At 61.4% G+C, this 16552-nt stretch carries 19 protein-coding genes; 11 read left to right on the top strand and 8 right to left on the bottom strand.

Annotated features, from left to right (window positions below; genetic code table 11):
• The 3 genes from DTP52_RS25630 to DTP52_RS25620 form a co-directional block, all read right to left on the bottom strand.
• Entirely contained in the window at positions 1 to 252 is a 252-nt protein-coding gene (locus tag DTP52_RS25630) for a DUF2933 domain-containing protein (RefSeq protein WP_109755855.1), read from the bottom strand.
• 285 nt (positions 253 to 537) lie between these two features.
• Entirely contained in the window at positions 538 to 912 is a 375-nt protein-coding gene (locus tag DTP52_RS25625; RefSeq protein ID WP_003184246.1) for a YajD family HNH nuclease, read from the bottom strand.
• 48 nt (positions 913 to 960) lie between these two features.
• Entirely contained in the window at positions 961 to 1647 is a 687-nt protein-coding gene (locus DTP52_RS25620; RefSeq protein WP_109755854.1) for a spermidine synthase, read from the bottom strand.
• Between the two features lie 73 nt (positions 1648 to 1720).
• Here DTP52_RS25620 and DTP52_RS25615 point away from each other — a divergent pair, with 73 nt between their 5' ends.
• Positions 1721 to 2008: a hypothetical protein gene (locus DTP52_RS25615; RefSeq protein WP_109755853.1), complete on the top strand. Its 288-nt coding sequence runs from the start codon at positions 1721 to 1723 to the stop codon at positions 2006 to 2008.
• Between the two features lie 156 nt (positions 2009 to 2164).
• Here the strand turns inward: DTP52_RS25615 and DTP52_RS25610 are convergent, their stop codons facing one another.
• Both DTP52_RS25610 and DTP52_RS25605 read right to left on the bottom strand, forming a co-directional pair.
• The gene (locus tag DTP52_RS25610) at positions 2165 to 2638 is read right to left on the bottom strand and encodes a cyclic nucleotide-binding domain-containing protein (protein ID WP_014337065.1); all 474 of its coding nucleotides are present in this window, start codon (positions 2636 to 2638) and stop codon (positions 2165 to 2167) included.
• A 152-nt stretch (positions 2639 to 2790) separates the two neighbouring features.
• On the bottom strand, positions 2791 to 4845 hold the full coding sequence (locus DTP52_RS25605) for a S9 family peptidase (protein WP_109755852.1): 2055 nt from the start codon (positions 4843 to 4845) through the stop codon (positions 2791 to 2793).
• 135 nt (positions 4846 to 4980) lie between these two features.
• On the opposite strand from DTP52_RS25605, the gene DTP52_RS25600 reads away from it, so the two are divergent.
• The 7 genes from DTP52_RS25600 (at position 4981) to DTP52_RS25570 (ending at position 10904) form a co-directional block, all read left to right on the top strand.
• The gene (locus tag DTP52_RS25600; protein WP_109755851.1) at positions 4981 to 5478 is read left to right on the top strand and encodes an MFS transporter; all 498 of its coding nucleotides are present in this window, start codon (positions 4981 to 4983) and stop codon (positions 5476 to 5478) included.
• Between the two features lie 32 nt (positions 5479 to 5510).
• Entirely contained in the window at positions 5511 to 6287 is a 777-nt protein-coding gene (locus tag DTP52_RS25595) for a class II glutamine amidotransferase (RefSeq protein ID WP_109755850.1), read from the top strand.
• A 12-nt stretch (positions 6288 to 6299) separates the two neighbouring features.
• Complete coding sequence (locus tag DTP52_RS25590; protein WP_109755849.1) at positions 6300 to 6842, top strand: DUF2937 family protein; 543 nt, start codon at positions 6300 to 6302, stop codon at positions 6840 to 6842.
• 340 nt (positions 6843 to 7182) lie between these two features.
• A complete protein-coding gene (locus DTP52_RS25585; protein ID WP_109755848.1) occupies positions 7183 to 8469 on the top strand; it encodes an MFS transporter in 1287 nt (428 codons plus the stop codon).
• A gap of 64 nt (positions 8470 to 8533) precedes the next feature.
• Positions 8534 to 9286 carry a 5-oxoprolinase subunit PxpA gene (locus tag DTP52_RS25580; protein WP_109755847.1) on the top strand — a complete coding sequence of 251 codons (753 nt, stop codon included), beginning with the start codon at positions 8534 to 8536 and terminating at the stop codon, positions 9284 to 9286.
• A complete protein-coding gene (gene pxpB / locus DTP52_RS25575; RefSeq protein ID WP_109755846.1) occupies positions 9283 to 9987 on the top strand; it encodes a 5-oxoprolinase subunit PxpB in 705 nt (234 codons plus the stop codon). Before DTP52_RS25580 ends, pxpB begins: the two co-directional genes overlap by 4 nt.
• Positions 9984 to 10904, top strand: coding sequence for a biotin-dependent carboxyltransferase family protein (locus DTP52_RS25570; protein WP_109755845.1), 921 nt, complete (start codon positions 9984 to 9986; stop codon positions 10902 to 10904). The genes pxpB and DTP52_RS25570 overlap by 4 nt, the downstream gene beginning before the upstream one ends.
• Positions 10905 to 11010: 106 nt before the next feature.
• Here the strand turns inward: DTP52_RS25570 and DTP52_RS25565 are convergent, their stop codons facing one another.
• Positions 11011 to 12189 (bottom strand): VWA domain-containing protein, encoded by a 1179-nt coding sequence (locus DTP52_RS25565; protein ID WP_003198888.1) that lies wholly within the window; start codon positions 12187 to 12189, stop codon positions 11011 to 11013.
• A 34-nt stretch (positions 12190 to 12223) separates the two neighbouring features.
• Positions 12224 to 13069 carry a MoxR family ATPase gene (locus DTP52_RS25560; RefSeq protein WP_003184225.1) on the bottom strand — a complete coding sequence of 282 codons (846 nt, stop codon included), beginning with the start codon at positions 13067 to 13069 and terminating at the stop codon, positions 12224 to 12226.
• Positions 13070 to 13267: 198 nt separating this feature from the next.
• Between DTP52_RS25560 and DTP52_RS25555 the strand changes: the two genes are divergently transcribed.
• Both DTP52_RS25555 and DTP52_RS25550 read left to right on the top strand, forming a co-directional pair.
• Positions 13268 to 13498 carry a DUF4160 domain-containing protein gene (locus DTP52_RS25555; protein ID WP_109755844.1) on the top strand — a complete coding sequence of 77 codons (231 nt, stop codon included), beginning with the start codon at positions 13268 to 13270 and terminating at the stop codon, positions 13496 to 13498.
• Positions 13486 to 13986 (top strand): DUF2442 domain-containing protein, encoded by a 501-nt coding sequence (locus DTP52_RS25550; protein WP_109755843.1) that lies wholly within the window; start codon positions 13486 to 13488, stop codon positions 13984 to 13986. The genes DTP52_RS25555 and DTP52_RS25550 overlap by 13 nt, the downstream gene beginning before the upstream one ends.
• Here the strand turns inward: DTP52_RS25550 and DTP52_RS25545 are convergent.
• The gene (locus DTP52_RS25545) at positions 13983 to 15059 is read right to left on the bottom strand and encodes a DUF748 domain-containing protein (protein WP_109755842.1); all 1077 of its coding nucleotides are present in this window, start codon (positions 15057 to 15059) and stop codon (positions 13983 to 13985) included. The two genes, DTP52_RS25550 and DTP52_RS25545, sit on opposite strands and share 4 nt — an antisense overlap.
• Before the next feature lie 147 nt (positions 15060 to 15206).
• Between DTP52_RS25545 and cysK the strand changes: the two genes are divergently transcribed.
• Positions 15207 to 16181, top strand: coding sequence for a cysteine synthase A (gene cysK / locus DTP52_RS25540; RefSeq protein WP_109755841.1), 975 nt, complete (start codon positions 15207 to 15209; stop codon positions 16179 to 16181).
• The last annotated feature ends 371 nt before the right edge of the window (positions 16182 to 16552 follow it).

Raw genomic sequence — 16552 nt, 5'->3', positions numbered from 1 at the left:
TCAGCGGCCTTCCTCATCCTTGCCGTCTACGGGTGGCTCGTCATGTCGTCCATGACCGCTGTGGCCGTGTCCGAAGACATGCATCAAGGGACACATCAGGAGAATCAGGTACGGCCAATTCCCCGCGATGTGGCTGAAGTGTTCTCGCGCCAGATAGAAGAGGCCGATGGCCAACAGCATGATCAATACAATGCCGGTCTTGTTCCGCCAGAATGGCGTTGCGCCAGCAGATGGGGGTTGATGAGTGTTCATGGTATCGCTCCTTCAGGCCGGGCGAGCCACCCATAGCCACAGCATAGGCAGGGCGTGCTTTGGCAGATTGACATTCATCAACCTTGGCTTACTTCACCTCTGAATGAGGGAAGCAACGGGCATGCTAAAGGTGCGAGGCTGTCAGCGACCTGACGGGGACATTGCAGATTTGTCAGCGGGTCCATGCGAGCGGCATGGGCAGTCGAGCGGGCCACGTGTGGCGAGGGGGTTATCTGGGCGCAAAACGTTGCAGCGCAAGATAAACACCCTCGCCGCAATGGCTGACTATTCGTCTTTCTTCATCAACCCGGCCAGCGCGGCGAAGGGGTTGTGGGTGGCCTTGGCGATTTTCGGCGTGCTCAGGGAGCCGTCGCCGAAGTATTGCTGGTCGGTGTAGCGCGAGTGCTCGTTGTCGTGGCAGTACAGGCACAGCAGTTCCCAGTTGGAACCGTCCTGCGGATTGTTGTCGTGGTTGTGGTCGCGGTGGTGAACGGTCAGTTCGCTCAGGCGCTTGCCGGAAAATTCGCGGGCGCATCGGCCACAGACATGGGGGTACATTTTCAGGGCTTTGTCGCGATAGCCCATCTCCCGGTCGCGCTGGGCATCGGCAAGGATGCGGTCCAGCTTGGCGGTGTTGGACGGCGGTGTTGACGAACTCATGGGTCCACCTTTGTAGAAAAGACTGATGACGGTTGGACAGAGTTTAGCTCAGCCCTTGAGCTTCTCGGCAATCCAGATGGTGTGGCGGGTGCCTTTGTTGCCATGGGCGAACACCTGCACCTCTTCGGCCTTGAAGCCGGCTTTCTTCAGCTTGTCGGAAAACTGCCGGTCAGCGCTGGCCGACCACACCGCCAGCACGCCCTTGGGCCGCAGGGCCTTGGCGCAGGCAGCCAGGCCACCGGTCGAATACAGCCAACTGTTGGCTTTCTGGGTCAGGCCTTCCGGGCCGTTGTCGACATCCAGCATGATCGCGTCGAAACCCTGGGGCTCGGCTTGCAGCACCTTGGCCACGTCTTCCATGCGGATCACCGTGCGCGGGTCCGACAAGGGTCGCCCGGCCTTTTCACCCAAAGGGCCACGGTTCCACTCCACCACGCCGGGCACCAGCTCGGCCACCACCACTTCGGCGGTCTTGCCCAGGTGCTTGAGAGCCGAGGCGAGGGTGAAGCCCATGCCGAGGCCGCCGATCAGTACGCGCGAGCCGGGACGGCCGGCGACCTTGCGGCAGGGAATCTCCGCCAGGGCGTCTTCGGAACCGTGCATACGGGTGTTCATCAACTGCCCGCCGTCACCGCCCTGGATCTTGATGACGAAGTCTTCGCCGTACTCGAACAGGCACAGGGCACCGCCGTTATCAGGGATGGGCGTGGTGTCGAGCAGGACGAAACGTTTCATGGAAATCTCGTAGGAGGGCGAACCGGCGCGGCAACGACTAGCCTTAAAGCAGACAATAGCCACGGAGCCATTGATGAAGTGCATCATTCTAACGGCCATTGCCCTGGCGACGCTCTCAATAAGTTGCGCCCAGGCCCAACAACCGACGATTCCGGTCAACCCACCCAGTATCCCCGGGTCGCCTGGCACCGCGACCCCGATGCCGTATCCGCCGATCACGCCCAACGGCATACCCAAGCCCGGTGCTGGAAGTGGTGGGCCGCCGTTGCTGCCACCGATCGAAATGCCCAAGCCGCCGAAGGACCAGCCGATACCGGGCATGGAGCCTCAGCCGGTGAAGGCCAAGACGCCCGGGGGATAGGCTTGTAGCCAGTCGGTGAAACAACTGAATGGCAAAAACCTGTGGGAGCGAGCCTGCTCGCGATAGCGATATACCAGTCAACATGGATACTGGCTGATCCGACGCTATCGCGAGCAGGCTCGCTCCCACAGATTCTGTATTTCAACTGGAGGTGAGCTAGACCTGCTGCGACAGCAACTGCCCATCGGCCATGCGCAGACGCTTGGACAGGGAGACGGCGAGGGCGCGGATGATCTTGGCGGCGATCTTCGGGGCATCGTTGAGCATTTTTTCCAGGGAGTCCTTGCCCAGGTTCAGCAACTGGCAATCACTGGCCGCGATGCAGCTGGCCGAGCGTCGTTCGCCGTCGAGCACGGCCATTTCGCCGAAGGCCCGGCCGCTGCGCAACGTGGCGATGGTCACGGGTTGGCCGTCGGGGCCGGTTTTCTGCACGGCCACTTGGCCGGTGTGGATGATGCACATGAAACTGCCGGCATCCCCTTCGCGGAAAATCGCTTCACCCTCGGCGATGGCGCTGATGCTGAAATAGCCAGACGCCGCGGCGAAGTCGACAGGCAGCAACTGGTCGAACAGACCGCAGTCCATCAGCCAGTCGCGGATTTCTTTGTTCAGTAAGGTCGGTTCTGACATGTTGTCACGGTCTTTTTCTTGTGTTTGTTGCGGTTTCGGGTTGGCCTGGATGTAAGAAGATCCAATGTGGGAGCAAGCTCGTTCCCACATTGGACTGTGGTTGCATCAGAGCCTGCGCATGGAGCTAAGACCCGGCGATCCGATGGAGTTCCTCAACCCAACCCCAAAACTTTCAAGACAAATGCATATTCGAGCGCTACGTCACGCAATCCCTGGTAGCGCCCACTCATCCCGCCGTGGCCGGCGTCCAGTTCGGTCTTGAGCAGCAAAGGGTTGTCATCGGTCTTGGTGGCGCGCAATTTCGCCACCCACTTGGCCGCTTCCCAGTACTGCACGCGGCTGTCGTTGTACCCGGCGATCACCAGCAGCGCCGGATAGGCCTGGGCGCTGACGTTTTCGTACGGGGCGTAGGCCCGGATCCGATCATAAACGTCTGGTTCCTCGGGGTTGCCCCATTCGTCGTATTCAGTGACGGTCAATGGCAAGTCCGGGTCGAGCATGGTGTTGAGCACATCGACGAACGGCACTTCGGCAATCGCCACCTTGAACAGCTCCGGGCGTTGATTGAGTACTGCACCAATCAGCAGGCCACCGGCGCTGCCGCCGCTGATCGCCAGTTGTCCGGCGGTGGTGAAACCGTTGGCGATCAAATGTTCGGCACAGGCGATGAAGTCGCTGAAGGTGTTGTGCTTGTGCTCCTGCTTGCCGGCGCGGTACCAGGCTTCTCCCAGCTCTCCGCCGCCGCGCACGTGGGCGATGGCAAACGCCACACCACGGTCGAGCAGGCTCAGCCGCGTGTGGGAAAACCAAGGGTCGAGACTCTCGCCATAGGCTCCGTAGCCGTACAGGTACAGCGGTACGGGCCGGCCGAGGGCTTCGCGCTTGACCACCAGGCTGATGGGCACCTGGGTGCCGTCCGGTGCCGTTGCCCAAAGCCGCTGGCTGACGTAGGCGTCGGCGTCGAACGGGCCTAGTACCGGGGTTTGCTTGAGCACGACCTGTTCGCCGCTGGCCAGGTCCAACTGACGGATCTGCGCCGGGCGGTTCAGGGCTTCGTAGCGCAGGCGAATGCGATCACTGATGAATTCCAGGCTGTTCTGCACATGCAGGCTGTAGGCCGCGTCCGGCAATTGCACCCGATAGGCCGGCAAACCCTGGGGGTGAACCTCGATGATCGGCAGGCCACCTTCACGCAGGCTCAGGGTCATGGCCCCTGCGTTCAGGCTCAGGCCGTCGATCATCACCGTGTCGCTGTGGGGGATCAGGTTCTGCCAGTCGGCCTCGGTCGGCGCGACGCCGGTGTCGACGGCCTGGTACAGGGCGAAGTTGATCCCGTCGCGGTTGCTGCGGATCAACCAGGTCCATTGGCCATCGAGCAGGCCATGGTCGACGTCATACTCGTGGTCTTCCCGCCGAGGCGCCAGGCAGGTGAAGGGCTGTTGCGGCTGCGTGGCGTCCAGCACCCAGACTTCGCTGGTGGTCTTGCTGCCCAGGGACAGGATCAACTGCTGTTCCGAGCTCGAACGATAGCAATGCAGGAAGAAGCGCCCGTCCGGCTCATGGAACACCTCCTCGGCGGCCGTGCCGTCCAGGCGGTAGCGCCAGAGTTTGTGAGGACGGTGGGTGTCGTCCAGCTCGCCAAAAAACAGCGTCAGGCTGTCATTGGCCCAGGTCATGCTGCCGTCGCAATCGTCGAAGGACAGTTCACTGACCTTGTCGTTGGACAGTTCCTTCACGAACAGGGTGTAGATCTCGTCGCCTGTGGTGTCCAGGCTGTAGGCCAGGCGCTGGTGGTCGGGGCTGATGCTGAAGGCGCCCAGGGAGAAGAAGCCGCCGCCGGCCAACGCGTTCGGGTCCAGCAGCAGTTGTTCGCGGCTTTCATCCACGGTCAGGCTGTCATCGGTCGGGCGCGGGCAGCGGTAGTGGCGCGGGTATTCGTCACCGGCCGTGGTGCGGGTGTAATACAGGTACGGACCCCAGGGCGAGGGCAGCGACAGATCGGTCTCGAGGATCCGGCCCTTGATCTCCTGGAACAGGGTTTCGCGCAGTTCGGCCTGATCGGCCAGTTGCGCCTGCTGGTAGCTGTTTTCGGCCTTGAGGTAGTCGAGCACGGCGTCGGTGTCGCGTTCCTGCAGCCAGGCGTACGGGTCAACACCGGGGTCCCTGCGGGCAATCGGGGCGTTGGAAACGTGGGCATATAGGGACATGAAAGGCTCTCGAACGTTGTACGAAAAGGGGCGCGTGGCCTGGGCAGAAGCAACCACACAGGCCATTCGCCAGACGCCGGGGCAGCCTGACGAGCGAAAAGCCGTTACTATAAGCGTCTCTTTGCCTGCCTTGCCATGGACACCATGACCGAGAATGACTATCTGATCGCCTGGGGCCTCTACGCCTTCGCCGCCCTGGGCTGCCTGCTGGTGTGGATGCGCATGACCCGCTGGATGTGGCGCTGGTTGCGCGAACCGCTGCGGTTGCTGATGGCGGTGTTGCTGTTCAGCCCCACCATCGTCGACCCGGTGAAGGACAAAGTTGCCCCGGCCTTGGCCATTGTCGCCCTGGACGTACTGTTCAAGGTCGGCAACAACGTCTGGCGAGCAGCGTCCGATCTGCTCATGTACGGCATGATTGCCTTCGGCCTCTACCTGGTGATCGTGTTGATCCGCTTCCCCATCGAACGTTCCGCCAACGCTCGCAAGGAACGGGCCGCCGCCGCAAAAGCCGCCGCTGCGGCCGATGAGCCCGACGATGAGCCGCCGTTCGGCGTGGCCGGTGATGACCGTTACGGTCGCCCGCCCGTGCCGAGTAACCCCCAGCGTTCGCGTATCGAACCGCGCCTGTAACCGGGCCTGCCCTTTGAAGCGAGAGTTCGAGCATGTGTGAGTTATTGGGCATGAGCGCCAATGTGCCGACCGACATCGTGTTCAGCTTTACCGGGCTGATGCAGCGCGGCGGCAAGACCGGGCCGCACCGGGACGGTTGGGGCATCGCCTTCTATGAAGGCCGCGGCCTGCGCCTGTTCCAAGACCCGGCCGCCAGCAGCGAATCGGAAGTGGCGAACCTGGTGCAGCGCTATCCGATCAAGAGCGAAGTGGTGATCGGGCATATTCGCCAGGCCAACGTCGGCAAGGTCTGCCTGTCCAACACGCACCCGTTCGTGCGTGAGTTGTGGGGGCGCAACTGGTGCTTTGCCCACAACGGCCAGCTCGCCGGTTTCCAGCCTGAAGTCAGTTTCTACCGGCCAGTGGGCGACACCGACAGCGAAGCGGCCTTTTGCGATCTGCTCAACCGCGTGCGCCAGGCCTTCCCGGAGCCGGTGGAGGTGGAACAGTTGCTACCGTCGTTGATCCAGGCCTGCACCGAATACCGCAGCAAGGGCGTGTTCAACTGCCTGCTCAGCGATGGCGACTGGCTGTTCTGCTATTGCTCGACCAAACTGGCTCAGATTACCCGTCGCGCGCCGTTCGGCCCGGCACGGCTCAAGGATGTGGATGTGATTGTCGACTTCCAGGCTGAAACCACACCCAACGACGTGGTCACGGTGATTGCCACCGAACCCTTGACCGAAAACGAAACCTGGACCCGCTACGAACCGGGCCAATGGAGCCTGTGGCGACGCGGCGAATGCGTCAGTCACGGTCGGACCGAATAAGGACGTCACGTTATGTTGCTCAGTTATCTACGCCTGGTGTTGTTCGCGGTGGGCCTGCTGGTTGGGGTCCAGGTGCCGGGCTTCATCAATGATTACGCCAAGCGGGTCGAGGCTCACCTGATCGAGGCGCAAACCGGCCTGCAAGGGTTCCAGGGCACCGCCAACCAGTTCTTCAAGGGCGATATGCAGGCCCTGGTGGCCCATTACCGCGCCAGCGAGGACCCGATCTTCCGCAGCGATGCCGACAGCCTGAACACCTTGCTCGTACGCCAGCAGGCTTTGGACAAGCAATTCCAGGCGATGCAAGGCCCGTGGTACATCCGCTTTCTGCAAGTGGCGCTGGCCGCCGACCCGGACATTCGCAAGGAAACCTGGAACGGCTACAGCTACCAGATCCTGCTGACCCCCGAGGCGATGATCTGGGGCATCAGCGGTGCGATGCTGCTGTCGTTCGGCCTGGAATGCCTGTTCCGCCTGATCGATTGGGTGGTGTTAGGCGGCAAGCGTCTGCGCCAGAGCCGGCCGATTGAAGAGCGGGATTTGCGCGGGCTATAGCGCCGCAGCGAGCCTCTGTGGCGAGGGGATTTATCCCCGTTGGGCTGCGAAGCAGCCCCCTCATTGCAGTCAATTGAATGATCCTGCCTGATACATAAGGTGGCCTTGTCGGGGGGGCCGCTTCGCAGCCCAGCGGGGATAAATCCCCTCGCCACAACTGTGTTCATTGCGTTCCGGCAATGTCATTTCTTCATCCCTGCTCCTCCAATCAAGTTTTTCTTATGACCCAGCCAAGGTTTTATTCGTTGGACGGGATCGGCCGTGCGCTCAAGAATCGGGGCAACGGTCTCCACGTCAGCGTCGTCGAGACTCAAGAACAATAAAACCGTGGAGAACCACCATGAGTGCACCCGACACGCTCGGCGTCCCCCAACCCCAGGCCCGTTCTGGCCCGTTCGATTGGTATCGCAACATCAACCAGCAGGAACGTCGCACCTTCTGGAGTTGCAAGATCGGCTACGCCCTGGACGGCATGGACACGCAAATGCTCAGTTTCGTGGTGCCGACCCTGATCGCGATGTGGGGCATCACCACCGGCCAGGCAGGGCTGATCCACACCAGCACCTTGATCGCTTCGGCCATCGGTGGCTGGGTGGCGGGCATACTTTCCGACCGCATCGGTCGGGTGCGCACCCTGCAGCTGACGGTGCTGTGGTTCGCGTTCTTCACTTTCCTCTGTGGCTTTGCCCAGAACTATGAACAACTGTTGATCGCCCGCACGCTGATGGGCTTTGGCTTCGGCGGTGAATGGACTGCCGGCGCGGTGTTGATGGGCGAGGTGATCCGCGCCAAGGATCGCGGCAAGGCAGTGGGCATGGTGCAGTCGGGCTGGGCGCTGGGCTGGGGCATGACGGCGATTTTATATGCGCTGCTGTTCTCGGTACTGCCACCGGAGGATGCCTGGCGTGCCTTGTTCATCCTTGGCATTGTCCCGGCGGTGTTCGTGATTTTCGTTCGCCGGCTGGTCAAGGATCCGGAAGTCTATAACCAGACCAAGGCCCGGTTGACGCCGGAAAACCCCGCGAAGTTCTACGAGATTTTTGCCCCCGGCATCCTCTTTACCACCCTTCGCGCCTCGCTGCTGACCACCGGTGCCCTGGGCGGCTACTACGCCATCACGTCCTGGCTGCCGACGTTCCTCAAGAATGAACGTGGATTGAGTGTATTGAGTACCGGTGGCTACCTGGCGATGGTGATCGTCGGTTCCTACGTGGGTTACGTCATCAGCGCGTACCTGTCGGATATCCTGGGTCGGAAAAAGAACTTCGTCCTGTACGCCATCGGCTCGTTCACCATCGTCCTCCTGTATACCCAGGTGCCGGTGAGCAATAACGTGATGCTCTGGCTGGGCTTTCCCCTGGGGTTCTTCGCGTCGGGGATGTTCAGCGGCATGGGCTCGTTCCTCACCGAACTGTTCCCTACACGCATTCGTGGTTCGGGTCAGGGTTTCTGCTACAACATTGGCCGGGCGGTGGCGGCATTGTTCCCGCTGTTGATCGGTATTTTGAGCCAGAAGGTGCCGCTGAGCGTGGGTATCGGCGCATTTGCGGCGGTGTCCTATGGCGTCGTGATTCTGGCGGCCCTGAGCCTGCCGGAAACCCAGGGCAAGCAGTTGGAAGCCGAGTAACTGATAACCTGCGGGGCACGTGCCTCACAGTTAAACAAAGAAAGAACCTACAGGAGCGTTCACCGTGAACCGCCTGCTATTGAACTGCGACATCGGCGAAAGCTTCGGCAGCTGGACCATGGGTCTGGACGCCGAGGTGATGCCCTTCATCGATTGCGCCAACATCGCCTGCGGCTTTCACGCCGGCGACCCGAGCATCATGCGCAAAACCGTCAGCCTGGCCCTGAGCCACGGCGTGCGGATCGGTGCGCACCCGGCCTATCAGGACCTGGCGGGCTTCGGTCGCCGCTCCATGGCCTATGGCGCCCAGGAGTTGCAGGACTTGCTGCACTACCAGATCGGCGCCCTCGACGGCATTTGCCGGGCTCAGGGCGGACGGGTCAGCTACGTCAAGCCTCATGGGGCGATGTACAACGACATGATGGCCAACCCGGCGCAACTGCGTGCCGTGATCCAGGCCGTCGCAGCCTATGATCGGCAGTTGCCGTTGATGCTCATGGCGACCCGGGACAACAGTGCCGCCCAGGCCCTGGGCGACGAATACGGCCTGACCCTGTGGTTCGAAGCCTTCGCTGATCGCGCCTATGACAGTGCCGGTCGCCTGGTTTCGCGGCAAACGCCGGGTGCGGTGCACCACGAGCCCGAGGTGATTATCGGGCAGGCCCTGACCATCGCCCGCGGCGATGCGTTGACCGCCAGTGATGGCCGCGCCTTGCACCTGAAGGCCAACACCCTGTGTGTGCACGGCGACAACGCCAGCTCCGTGGCGGCCGTGCAACGCATCCGCGAAGCCCTGGACCGGCAGAGTGCACCATGAAACCACGCTTGGAAGTGGTGGCGGTGGACTGCCTGATGGTGCGCCTGTTCGATGAGATCGCCGAGGCCAACATGCCCTGGATGCTCGCCGCCAGCGAACGCCTGCGGGCGGTGTTTGCCGAGGATCTGATCGACCTGGTGCCGTCCTATACCACGTTGATGGTGCACTACGATTTGCTCGCCCTGACCCCGGCGCAGGCGCGTGATCTGGTCGGCGAGGCGCTGAATCATCTTGCACCGGATGCCCAGGCTGCCGGCCAGTGTCACGTGCTGCCGGTGTGGTACGACCCCCGTGTCGGACCTGAGCTGGACCTGCTGGCGAGCCGCAGTGGCTTGACGGTCGCCCAGGTGATCCGCCGCCATAGCGAGCGCGAGTACCAGGTGTTTGCCTTGGGCTTCGCCCCCGGCTTCGCCTTCATGGGGCTGGTGGACGAGGAACTGGCCGCACCGCGCTTAGGCACGCCGCGCAAACGCGTGGCGGCAGGCAGCGTCGGCATCGCCGAGCGCCAGACTGCGGCGTATCCGGTGGTGTCGCCCGGCGGCTGGAACCTGATCGGTCGCACCCCGGCCAAACTGTTTGATCGCGAGCGCGACGGCTACAGCCTGATGCAGCCGGGGGACACGGTGCGTTTTGCTCCGGTGGACCATGGCGAATTCATCGCGCTGGGTGGCGACGACACACCGTTGGAGGCCCAGGCATGAGCCGCTTGTTGATCGAGGCCAGTACCCCACTGTGCCTGTTGCAGGACGCCGGTCGTTTTGGCGTGAGGCATCTGGGCGTGACCCAGGGCGGCGCGGCGGACTGGTTGTCGATGGCCTGGGCCAATTGGATGCTTGGCAATGCCCTGGGGGCGACGGTGGTGGAAATTACCCTCGGCGGCTTCACCGTAGTGGCCGAAGAGGATTGCGTGCTGGCGCTGGCCGGTGCGGACCTGGGTGCACGGATAGACGGCCAGGCGGTGGCGTCCTGGCGCTTTTTCAGCTTGCGCAAAGGCCAGGTGCTGGCGCTCACCCAGCCCGTGCTCGGTGCCCGGGCCTACCTGGCAGCCCCCGGCGGTTTCAATGCGCCGGCGGTGTTGGGTAGCCGGGCGACGGTGGTGCGTGAGGAACTTGGTGGCCTGGATGGACGAGGGCGGGCGTTGAGTCGCGGTGCGCAATTGAGCTATTCAGGCTCGGCGATGCCTCGGCCCATGCCGCACGCGCTGATTCCGGATTTCCAGCCAGCACAGCCGCTGGACCTGATCCTGGGGGCGCAGAACGGGGCGTTCAGCGGCCGCAGCCTGTTCGATGCGTTTAACGCGCCGTGGACGCTGGACAGTCGCGCCGACCGCATGGGCATCCGCTTGCTGGGCACGGCCCTGGAATACCAGGGGCCGGCGATGATTTCCGAAGGCATCCCCCTGGGCGCTGTGCAGGTGCCGCCGGACGGCCAGCCGATCGTGCTGCTCAACGATCGGCAAACCATCGGTGGCTACCCACGTCTGGGTGCCTTGACCCCATTGGCCCTGGCTCGGCTGGCGCAATGCCTGCCGGGGACGCAGGTGCGCTTGCGGCCAGTGATGCAGGAGGTTGCGCATCGGCAGCAGGTGGAGTGCCTGCGGGGGCTGTTAAACCGCTAAAAACATCGCGAGCAGGCTCGCTCTCACACTGGATCTTCGTCGTACACAAGACCCCTTGTGGGAGCGAGCCTGCTCGCGATGAGGCCCTGAAGGGCACCAATAAATCTTATTTGGAAAGAAATCGCATTCCTTCCTCCAACCCCCGCAAGGTCAGCGGATACATCCGGTCTTCCACCAACTCGCGCACGATATTGGTCGAGGCGGTGTAACCCCAGGTGTCCTTGGGGTAAGGGTTGATCCAGATGAGCTTCTTGTACTTTTCCATGAAGCGCTGCATCCACACATAACCGGCTTCTTCGTTCCAGTGTTCGACGCTGCCGCCGGCCTGGGTGATTTCATAGGGCGCCATGGCGGCGTCACCGATGAAGATCACTTTGTAGTCGGCGCCGTATTTGTGCAGCAAGTCCTGGGTCGAGGTGCGCTCCGAAGTGCGGCGCAGATTGTTCTTCCACACCGATTCGTAGACGAAGTTGTGGAAGTAGAAATACTCCAGGTGCTTGAACTCGGTCTTGCAGGCCGAGAACAGTTCTTCGCAGATCTTCACGTGGGCATCCATCGAGCCGCCGATGTCGAACAGCAGCAACAACTTGACCGTGTTGCGTCGCTCCGGGCGCATCTGGATGTTCAACAAGCCGGCGTCCCGGGCGGTGTGGTCGATGGTGCCGTCGATGTCCAGCTCTTCGGCCGCACCCTGGCGGGCGAACTTGCGCAGGCGGCGCAGGGCGATCTTGATATTGCGTGTGCCCAGTTCCACCTGATCGTCGAGGTTCTTGTACTCACGCTGGTCCCAGACCTTCACGGCCTTGCCCTGGCGCTTGCCGGCGTCGCCGACACGAATGCCCTCGGGGTTGAAGCCGCCGGAGCCGAATGGGCTGGTGCCGCCAGTGCCGATCCACTTGTTACCGCCGGCATGGCGTTCCTTCTGTTCCTCCAGGCGCTTCTTGAATTCTTCGATCAGCTTGTCCAGGCCACCGAGGGACTGGATCTGCGCCCGCTCTTCGTCAGTCAGTGACCGCTCGAATTCCTTGCGCAACCAGTCTTCGGGGATCAGCGCCTGGAGATGGTCGTCGAGTTTTTCCAGGCCATTGAAGTACGCGGCGAACGCCCGGTCGAACTTGTCGAAATGCCGTTCGTCCTTCACCAGGATCGCCCGGGACAGGTAATAGAACTCGTCCATGTCGGCGAAGATCACCCGCTGTTTCAGCGCGTTGATCAGGTCCAGCAGTTCACGCACCGACACGGGCACCTTGGCGGCGCGCATTTCATTGAACAGGTTAAGCAGCATGGCAATCGCCCTCGCTCTTGTTAAACGAAGAGGATCAGCGAGTGCCGCGACGGCTCATGAACGCCAGGCGCTCGAGCAATTGCACGTCCTGTTCGTTCTTGACCAGGGCACCGGCCAGCGGTGGGATGGCCTTGGTCGGATCTCGCTCGCGCAGTACCGCTTCACCGATGTTGTCGGCCATCAGCAGCTTGAGCCAGTCCACCAGTTCGGAAGTGGAAGGTTTCTTCTTCAGGCCCGGCACTTTGCGCACGTCGAAGAACACGTCCAGCGCTTCGCTGACCAGGTCTTTCTTGATGTCCGGGTAATGCACATCGACGATTTTCTGCAGGGTGACGCGGTCGGGGAAGGCGATGTAGTGGAAGAAGCAGCGGCGCAGGAACGCGTCCGGCAGCTCTTTTTCGTTGTTGGAGGTAATGATGATGATCGGCCGCTGCTTGGCCTTGATGGTTTCGTCGGTCTCGTAGACGTAGAACTCCATCTTGTCGAGTTCTTGCAGCAGGTCATTGGGGAATTCGATGTCGGCCTTGTCGATCTCGTCGATCAGCAGGATCACCCGCTCTTCGGACTCGAAGGCTTCCCAGAGCTTGCCCTTCTTCAGGTAGTTGCGTACGTCGTGGACTTTGTCCACGCCCAACTGCGAGTCCCGCAGGCGGCTGACCGCGTCGTACTCGTACAGGCCCTGGTGGGCTTTGGTGGTGGACTTGATGTGCCAGGTGATCAGGCGCGCGCCGAAGGACTCGGCCAGTTGTTCGGCCAGCATGGTCTTGCCGGTGCCCGGTTCGCCCTTGACCAGCAACGGCCGCTCCAGGGTGATGGCGGCGTTCACGGCCAGTTTCAGGTCATCGGTGGCCACGTAGGCGCTGGTGCCTTCGAACTTCATCTGCAATTTCCTCGAACGTGTCGCCGGCCCGGCGAGGCGGGGCGCGCGAAATAAATATCGTGCCCGACTATAACGCGACGCCCCGCCGACTGTGAACGCAGACGCTGTATTCAGTCTCTGAATGGAGCGTCACATGTTGACTCAGTCTCGGCGCCTTGCCAGTATTGCATATCGCCAATTTGGCGATATGTTGGTCGCATGTCTACTAAATATCGATTCAGAGATACCTACCGTATTCAACTGCGCGAAAGGGACCATCCGCCGCCCCATGTTCACCTCACCGGTGGCGGGCTGGATGTGGTGCTGAGCCTGGAAACCGTCGAAGTGATGATGGGTCGGGCGCCGCCGTTGATCATTAAGGAGGCACTGGACTGGGTCAGGGCCCATCAGGTGCAACTGTTGGAGGATTGGCAACGATGTTACCCATGAAACGGCCTCGGCTATTGGCCGTGCAGGCCTTATTGCCTTTCAGGCTCGAACTGACGTTCATTGACGGGCAGCGGCTGACGTTGGACATGAGCGCCGATGTGCAACGTTATCCGGGCTTGCAGCCTTTGCTTGAAGAGGGCGCGTTTGGAGGAGCGAGCCTGGGGGATGATGGCTGGAGCGTGGAATGGCCCGAACTGGATATCCAGATCGGTGCCGATACCCTTTATCTGGATGCGTTGGCGCAAAATGCCGTGGATGAAAACACCCGCATCTTCATCGACTGGCGCGCCCGCACCGGCTTGCCGTTGAACAAAGCCGCCGAAGCGTTGGGGGTCAGTGCTCGCAGCATCACTCGCTACAGCAGTGGTCGCGAGGCGGTGCCGCGTTCGCTGGCCCTGGCTTGCCTGGGTTGGGACTCTCTGCAGCGCGGAACGGCAATAGCGGCGGCGGAAAAAACGGGTCGCTATACCATTACGCGCAAATCTTAATCGTTTGAAGGTGGCGGCTGCTCATAGCGGGCGTTGAACGCCTGGACGAAACCATTGCGCAGGATTTGCAGGAAGGCTTCGAAGGCGCTGATGTCCTGCTGGTGAACATTGCCGCTGAGTTCCACCCGAGTGGCGAATTGGTTCTTGCGCTGGTTCTTGAGGGCCGTTTCGCCTGTGCCGACCAGCGCTTCCCAGACCGAGCGGAAGATGTTTTTGTTCTGGTTTTCCACGTCCTGCTGCCAGTCGAACACATCGACATCACGCAGCAATGGCTTGATGTAGCCGCTGAGCCGGGCATTGTCGGCTTCGGCCTCGACCACCAGGTCGCCGTGGCCGGCGTTGAAATCGAATTTGCCATAGGCCGCGGCGAAGTCGTTAAGGCGCCTGAGTTCGATGTTCCTGGCCCGCAGGCGAAAATCGAAATCTTCGAAATTGCTCAAGGGGTCGAAAGTGGCCTGCATTTCCAGGGGCGCATGTTCGGCCACCAGGGCCTTGCCTTCGAAACGGGCGTCGCGCTTGCCTTTTGTGTCGACCACGTTGGTCAGGTTGTAGAAGCTGGCGTTGACGTCGGTGGCCCGCAGGTTGACCGGTGGCTTGGAATTGAAATTGCGAAAGGTGACCTTGCCATCCCTGATGCGCACTTCGTTGAAGGTGATGGGCAGCAGTTTTTCCAGTTGCTCGCGCCAGTTGGTGCCTTGACCGGTCTGGGAGTTCTGTCGGTTGGCCCCACCGTCGACGAAGTTCACTTCGGGACGGGCAAACTCCACTTCGGCCACCACCGCATGGTCGTACCACAGCGAATGCCAGCTCACGGACAAGTCGATCAACGGCGCATCGACGAACGGCACCGGGACCTTGCCGTCGACCTTGACGATTTTCAGGCCATTGATCCGGTAGGCCCCGCGCCAAAGCGCCAGGTCTACATCGAGAACCTGGCCGAGGTAGTCGCCCATGTCGGCCAGTTTGTCGTTCAGATAGTTGCGCACCAGATAAGGCAGGGTGAAATGCAGGGCCACCAGCACCGCGACGATGGTGGCGAAAACCCACAGTGGCCAGCTGTATCGACGCTTCATGTCAGTCAGTCTCCAGCGTTTGTTGGGGGAGCGCCTTCTACTGCCATTGACTGTCGCAACAATGGGAACGTTCGGTGAAACTGGACGCCCATGGGCAACAGGCATACCTTTAAAGGCTTAAATTCCCGCCGCATTAAGGACCCAGCCATGAGCCGTATATTCGCTGACAACGCCCATTCCATCGGTAATACGCCACTGGTACAGATCAACCGCATTGCGCCGCGCGGTGTGACCATCCTGGCCAAGATCGAGGGGCGTAACCCGGGGTATTCGGTCAAATGCCGGATCGGCGCGAACATGATCTGGGACGCTGAAAGCTCGGGCAAACTCAAGCCTGGCATGACCATCGTCGAACCGACTTCGGGCAACACCGGTATTGGCCTGGCGTTCGTCGCCGCCGCCCGTGGCTACAAGCTGATGCTGACCATGCCCGCTTCCATGAGCATCGAGCGGCGCAAGGTGCTCAAGGCCCTGGGTGCTGAGCTGGTGCTCACCGAGCCGGCGAAGGGAATGAAGGGTGCCATCGAGAAAGCCACCGAGATCCTGGCCAGCGATCCATCCAAATACTTCATGCCGCAGCAGTTCGATAACCCGGCGAACCCGGCGATCCACGAAAAAACCACCGGACCGGAAATCTGGAACGACACCGATGGCGCGGTGGATGTGCTCGTCGCGGGCGTGGGCACCGGCGGAACCATTACCGGGGTTTCGCGGTATATCAAGAACACCTGTGGCAAACCGATCCTGTCGGTGGCGGTAGAACCCGAGGTTTCGCCGGTGATTACCCAGGCGATGGCGGGCCAGGAGATCAAGCCCAGCCCTCACAAGATCCAGGGGATCGGTGCCGGGTTCGTGCCGAAGAACCTCGATCTGTCGATCGTCGACCAGGTCGAGCGGGTCTCCGACGACGAGTCCAAGGCGATGGCCCTGCGCTTGATGCAGGAGGAGGGAATCCTCTGCGGGATCTCTTGTGGCGCGGCGATGGCCGTGGCCGTGCGCCTGGCGGAGAAACCGGAAATGCAGGGCAAGACCATCGTCGTGATCCTGCCGGACTCGGGCGAGCGGTACTTGTCGAGCATGTTGTTCAGTGATCTGTTTACCGAGCAGGAGATTCAGCAGTGACGGTGGATTCACTGCGGTGGTGAGTGGACCTTTGCGGTGGTGAGTGGATCTTGTTGTGGCGAGGGGATTTATCCCCGTTGGACTGCGTAGCAGTCCCTCGGAGGACCAGTTACTCTCAATAGACGAGGTGTCAGGTTTGGGGGCTGCTTCGCAACCCAACGGGGATAAATCCCCTCGCCACAGGGTAATACAAGGTCTAAGAAGAGGGTTGTTTGACCCGGCGTCAGCCAAGGTTCAGGCGGCCCCTGTTAGAAAGTGATTGTTGCGTTTCACTCAACAGAAAATGTTGCGTCAGACGGTTTTTACCTGGGCCATGAGGCTTTACCATGGCCCTCGGCTACGTCGGGCAGTTGGCGTTGCGTAAGTTGTTT

It is taken from the genome of Pseudomonas sp. 43mfcvi1.1, from assembly GCF_900115935.1.
GTDB lineage: Bacteria > Pseudomonadota > Gammaproteobacteria > Pseudomonadales > Pseudomonadaceae > Aquipseudomonas > Aquipseudomonas bijieensis.
The sequence above is the reverse complement of the archived record's forward strand: the minus strand, read 5'-3'. Positions and strand labels throughout refer to the sequence as shown.